The 4,746-nt window shown below is 45.6% G+C and carries 5 protein-coding genes; 2 read left to right on the plus strand and 3 right to left on the minus strand.

Annotated features, from left to right (window positions below; all coding sequences use genetic code 11):
* Positions 1-6: 6 nt before the first annotated feature.
* Together ABW391_RS25370 and ABW391_RS25375 are read right to left on the minus strand one after the other, a co-directional pair.
* On the minus strand, positions 7-603 hold the full coding sequence (locus ABW391_RS25370; protein WP_353484705.1) for a YceI family protein: 597 nt from the start codon (positions 601-603) through the stop codon (positions 7-9).
* A 54-nt stretch (positions 604-657) separates the two neighbouring features.
* Positions 658-1,113, minus strand: coding sequence for a MarR family winged helix-turn-helix transcriptional regulator (locus tag ABW391_RS25375; protein ID WP_353484706.1), 456 nt, complete (start codon positions 1,111-1,113; stop codon positions 658-660).
* A gap of 169 nt (positions 1,114-1,282) precedes the next feature.
* Between ABW391_RS25375 and proC the strand changes: the two genes are divergently transcribed.
* Together proC and ABW391_RS25385 are read left to right on the plus strand one after the other, a co-directional pair.
* Positions 1,283-2,089 carry a pyrroline-5-carboxylate reductase gene (proC, locus tag ABW391_RS25380; protein WP_353484707.1) on the plus strand — a complete coding sequence of 269 codons (807 nt, stop codon included), beginning with the start codon at positions 1,283-1,285 and terminating at the stop codon, positions 2,087-2,089.
* A gap of 103 nt (positions 2,090-2,192) precedes the next feature.
* Positions 2,193-3,572 (plus strand): DNA recombination protein RmuC, encoded by a 1,380-nt coding sequence (locus tag ABW391_RS25385; protein ID WP_353484708.1) that lies wholly within the window; start codon positions 2,193-2,195, stop codon positions 3,570-3,572.
* A 2-nt stretch (positions 3,573-3,574) separates the two neighbouring features.
* Here the strand turns inward: ABW391_RS25385 and ABW391_RS25390 are convergent, their stop codons facing one another.
* Positions 3,575-4,684 carry a sensor histidine kinase gene (locus tag ABW391_RS25390; RefSeq protein ID WP_353484709.1) on the minus strand — a complete coding sequence of 370 codons (1,110 nt, stop codon included), beginning with the start codon at positions 4,682-4,684 and terminating at the stop codon, positions 3,575-3,577.
* Between the last annotated feature and the right edge of the window lie 62 nt (positions 4,685-4,746).

Consider the following 4,746-nt stretch of genomic DNA (forward strand, 5'->3'; position numbering starts at 1 on the left):
TAAAACTTATTTCGCAGCTACCAGGGTAACTTCCAGATCAAACTCGTCGTAGATGGCTTTGTCGCCAAGGCCTTGGAAGAATTTGCCTGAACCGTACTTGATGTCGTAGTTGGTGCGGTCAACTTTCAGAGCAGCAGTACCCGTTACTTTGCCAGCTTCGTTTTTCACTACTACGTCGAAAGTAATCGGCTTGGTGATGCCTTTGATGGTCAAATCGCCAGTCACGCTAAAACCGTTTGGTTTACCGTTTGGAGCAATTTTAGTAGATACAAACTTGGCAGTTTTGAACTTTTCGATGCTGAAGAAGTCGTCGCTGATGAGGTGACCTTTCAGTTTGTCTGCCCACTCGCCGCTGATGTCTTCAACAGTCAAAGTGGTCATGTCTACTTCAAAACTGGCTTTGCTCAATTTGGTTTTGCTCATTTCCAGAGCACCACTTTTGAGGTTGATTTTGCCAAAGTGCTTGCCAGTTACTTTATAGGCAGTCCACTTTACGGTGCTACCTGCCACGTCTACTTTATAAGCAGCCGCTTTTTCAACTGGAGTGGTGAAGGCCAAGCTCATCATGGCAGCTAGAGCCATAACAAAAGTCAGATGTTTCATTTTTACTGTTTTAATGGTGATTTGTATAAAAAGTTATTCAAAGCGGAAACCAGATTAGCCCCGCATTTTGTCCAATAAAAAATTGAGTGTTTGTGTTTCCTCCAGGCTAAGGGTAGTAAAAGGCATGCCTTCGTTGCCTTCCATGAGTGGAGCAGTTTCGTCGAGCATACGTAAACCACTTTCAGTGATGGTAATGTCTACCCTCCGGCGATCCATGGGGCATTCCAGTCGCTCCACCAAATTCTTTTGTTTGAGCTTTTCAACCAAACGCGAAGCATTGGAGTTTTTATCCAACATGCGTTCGGTAAGCGTTTTGATGGTAGCTGGTTTTGGTTGCATGCCCCGCAGGATGCGCAAAATATTGTACTGTTCCTGCGAAATGCCAAATGGACGCAACATTCGTCCTGCAACCTGATTCCACCAGGATGCAGTGAAGGTTAAATTGACGACCGCTTTTTGAAACTCAGATTTAAACGGTCGACTCTGCTTGATTTCTTCTTCGATGCTCATAACGCTGCAAATATATGTACATACATTGAATGTTGCAACATTTTTTTCACAAAAGAATACTTTCTAGCGAAATTTGCCCATTTCAGCAGGTTTTGTACCTTTGCAAACTGCATTTTTTGCCCTACCACAGCCATTTAATTTCTTTTAATCATTTGAATTTGAACAAGAAATGAAAATATTAATCATTGGAGGGGGCAATATGGGACTCACCTACGCTCAAAGTTTTTTGCGCGCGCACATTGCCAGCAAGGAGGACATGATGATTTTGGAAAAATCGCCTGAGCGTGCCGCAGCCTTAGCCCAAAAAGACATTGGTACGGTGTATGATTCGCCCGAGATTTGCCTTGAAAGAGCCGATTTGATCATTTTGGCGGTCAAACCTCAAGATACGGAGAGCCTTTTTGGTGCCCTGCGCCAGCATGTACACCCGCAGCAGGTCTTTTTATCGATTATGGCTGGAGTGAAAATCGCCACCATTGCCGAGGCCTTGGGAGTCAGCAAAGTCATTCGGGCCATGCCCAATTTGCCCGCTCAGATTGGGCGAGGCATGACGGCCTTCACCTCATCAGACGCCGTAACCCGGATCGAATTGGTAATGGTACAAAACCTGCTCAATACCACCGGCAAAACGGTTTATGTGGAAGAAGAAACTTTCATCGACGCCACCACTGCCATTTCAGGCAGTGGCCCCGCATACGTTTGGTACTTCATGGACTCGATGATGAATGCCGCTCGAGAGATGGGATTTTCCGATTCAGAAGCAGAATTGTTGGTCAGTCAGACCTTTCTTGGTGCGGTAGAGTTGTATCTGGCTACCAATTTTTCTTGCCAGGAATGGATTCAGCGGGTTGCTTCCCGGGGTGGAACCACCGAGGCGGCCTTGAAATCCTTTGGAGAAAACAACCTTAACTCAGACATCATCAGTGGCGCGTTTGCTGCCCTGCACCGGGCCGAAGAATTGGGCAAGCAAGGTTGATGAATGGTGTAGGTTGTAGCGCAGCGCTTATGCTTCAACCTACACAATTACTTGTTGCTTTTACAAAAAGTAGTTTATCTTTACAGGAAATAAAACATCCTGTATGGCGGATCCACTTTTGAGTGCCTTTGCATTTTTGGTTTTGGGGTTGCTGATTGGAGCAGTATTGGCCTGGGTATTGGCGCGTTTACGGCTGCAAGCACATGCCATTCTCAAAGCAGACCTTGACAAGCAATACGTGCACCGCGAATTACACGAAGCTACGGAACGGCAACAACTCAATACACAACAGGAGTTGCGTTTGTGCCAGGATGAACTCCGCATCCTTTCTGGCCATTTGGCTTCCCGCGATCAGATGATCAAAAACCTGGACGACAAACTTCATACCCAAAAACAAGAGCTGGAGCAATTGCAAGTCCGTTTTCGCACCGAATTTGAAAACGTTGCCAATCGCTTATTGGAAGAGAAAAGTCAAAAGTTTAGCACTCAAAATCAGGAACAAATCCATGCCCTTCTTCAACCCCTGCGGGAGCACATCCGCGATTTTGAAGAGGTGGCCGAAAAACGTTTCATTGAAGAAACCCGGGATCGCATTTCCCTGAAAAAAGAAATCGAACAACTGCGCGAACTCAATACCCAACTCAGCAGCGACGCCAACAACCTGGCCAGCGCCTTGAAGGGCGACAACAAGGCTCAGGGAGACTGGGGAGAATACCAATTGGAGGTGTTGTTGCAAAAAGCTGGATTGGCGAAAGATTTGCACTATCGCGCCCAATCCAGTTTTACCGACGAAGATGGCCGCGCCAAGCGCCCTGATTTCATCATCATGCTGCCCGAAGACAAACACCTGATCATCGACTCCAAAGTATCTCTTACAGCCTACGAGCGCTATTACCAGGCCAACGACGATGTTGCCCGGCAGGTTGCGGCGCGTGAGCACCTGGAGAGTCTACGGCGGCACATTCGGGATTTGAGCAGCAAAAATTACCAACAGCTTTACCAGATCAATACTCCGGATTATCTGTTGTTGTTTGTACCCATTGAACCCGCCTTTGCATTGGCACTCCAACAGGATCAAAAACTCTTCACCGAAGCCCTGGAGCGCAACATTGTGTTGGTGACCAACTCGACATTATTGGCCACCTTGCGCACCGTGTCGTTCATTTGGAAACAAGAACGACAAAAGAACAACGTACTTGAAATTGCCCGCCAGAGTGGAATGCTTTACGATAAATTTTGTGCTTTTGTAGACGATTTGAAATCGATTGGCAATCGCCTGGATCAAACCCAGGTGGCGTACCGCGATGCCATGAACAAATTGCTGGAATCGACCAAATTCAGGGATACCTTGATTGGCCGGGCAGAAAGAATCAAGGAATTGGGGGCAAAAACGACGAAACATTTACCCAAAGAGCTGTTGGATCAGGTTGATGAACCAGATGAATTGCCCGCCCCAGATGAAGAAAAAACCTTGGAGGTGTAATTTTAAACCTGAGAAGTTTGAACAGGAGCTTGATTTACAACTGGTTTTTCGGTTTCACTCAAAGGTACTTTCAACACAATCATAAAGGTTTCTTCTTCATCAAAAACCTGTAAGTCGTACTGATTGTCATACAACAAATCCAAACGCCGCGAAACGTTTTTTAGGCCGATTCCTTTGGTGTATTCAGCTTCAGGTTGGGAGTCGTCTTCGGCTTTACTGTTTTCAACCCGTAAAATCAATTGTTGGTCTTTGAGCGTCAAGTCGATGCTGATGAATGCCTCCTCCACTTCCTTGCTTACCCCGTGCTTGAAGGCATTTTCAACAAAAGGCAACATCAACAATGGAGGAACTTGCTGGATGCTCACATCTCCAGTAACCGAAAAACTAACCTCCAAGCGATTTCCATATCGGAACTGCTCCAATTCGATGAGGTTTTGCATCTGCTGGATTTCCTTGCGCAATGGAATGAGTTCTACGTTGCAATCGTAGAGCATGTAATCGAGAAGATGAGACAGTTTCAGGACAACTTCCGATGATTTGGGCGAGTTTTGCAAGGTAAGTGCATACAGGGTATTCAAGGTGTTGAACAGAAAATGAGGGTGAATTTGTCCCTTCAAAAATTTGAGTTCGGCATTCAGTTTCTCTTTGCCCAGTTCCTGGCTAAAGCGTTCGGTTTGGTAGTTTTGCTTGACCAGTTTTATCGCAGAAGCTGCAAAAACCACTAGGTAAACTACGCTGGAACGTTGTACTGCCTTGGCCAAATCCATCAAAGGGTATTTTTGATAATCGTAGTCTTTCAAGTAAATTGGTACATAGAAAGTATGCATCATCAAGCGATCGGCATATCCAAAAAGAATGGCGGAAGCCATAAACATCAGGATCAAACCTGGGTATTTCCGGGCGTATAAAAAGCGGGGAATAAGGTAGTAGAGGGTAAAATAAACCGCTGTCATTTTCACAGGAAGTGTAATGATGACTTCCATAAATCCCTGCCAATAATCATCATGGATGGTACCGTACAACAAGGTCGCATACACCATGTAGACGAGCCAAAACGTCATGTGAGACAAAAGTCGATACCGGGGGGAGAGAAATTTTTGAATCGCAGTCATAGGATTCCCTCTTTTTAGCGTTGCCAATCTAAATCTTGGGTAAAACTAAGTTAAAAAAAGGA

The organism is Haliscomenobacter sp. (assembly GCF_040403615.1).
Lineage (GTDB): Bacteria > Bacteroidota > Bacteroidia > Chitinophagales > Saprospiraceae > Haliscomenobacter.

What these genes read in the sequence shown, in the direction of transcription:
- ABW391_RS25370 (WP_353484705.1), bottom strand. Translation starts at nt 603, where the DNA reads ATGAAACATCTGACTTTTGTTATGGCTCTAGCTGCCATGATGAGCTTG.
- ABW391_RS25375 (WP_353484706.1), bottom strand. Translation starts at nt 1,113, where the DNA reads ATGAGCATCGAAGAAGAAATCAAGCAGAGTCGACCGTTTAAATCTGAG.
- proC (WP_353484707.1), top strand. Translation starts at nt 1,283, where the DNA reads ATGAAAATATTAATCATTGGAGGGGGCAATATGGGACTCACCTACGCT.
- ABW391_RS25385 (WP_353484708.1), top strand. Translation starts at nt 2,193, where the DNA reads ATGGCGGATCCACTTTTGAGTGCCTTTGCATTTTTGGTTTTGGGGTTG.
- ABW391_RS25390 (WP_353484709.1), bottom strand. Translation starts at nt 4,684, where the DNA reads ATGACTGCGATTCAAAAATTTCTCTCCCCCCGGTATCGACTTTTGTCT.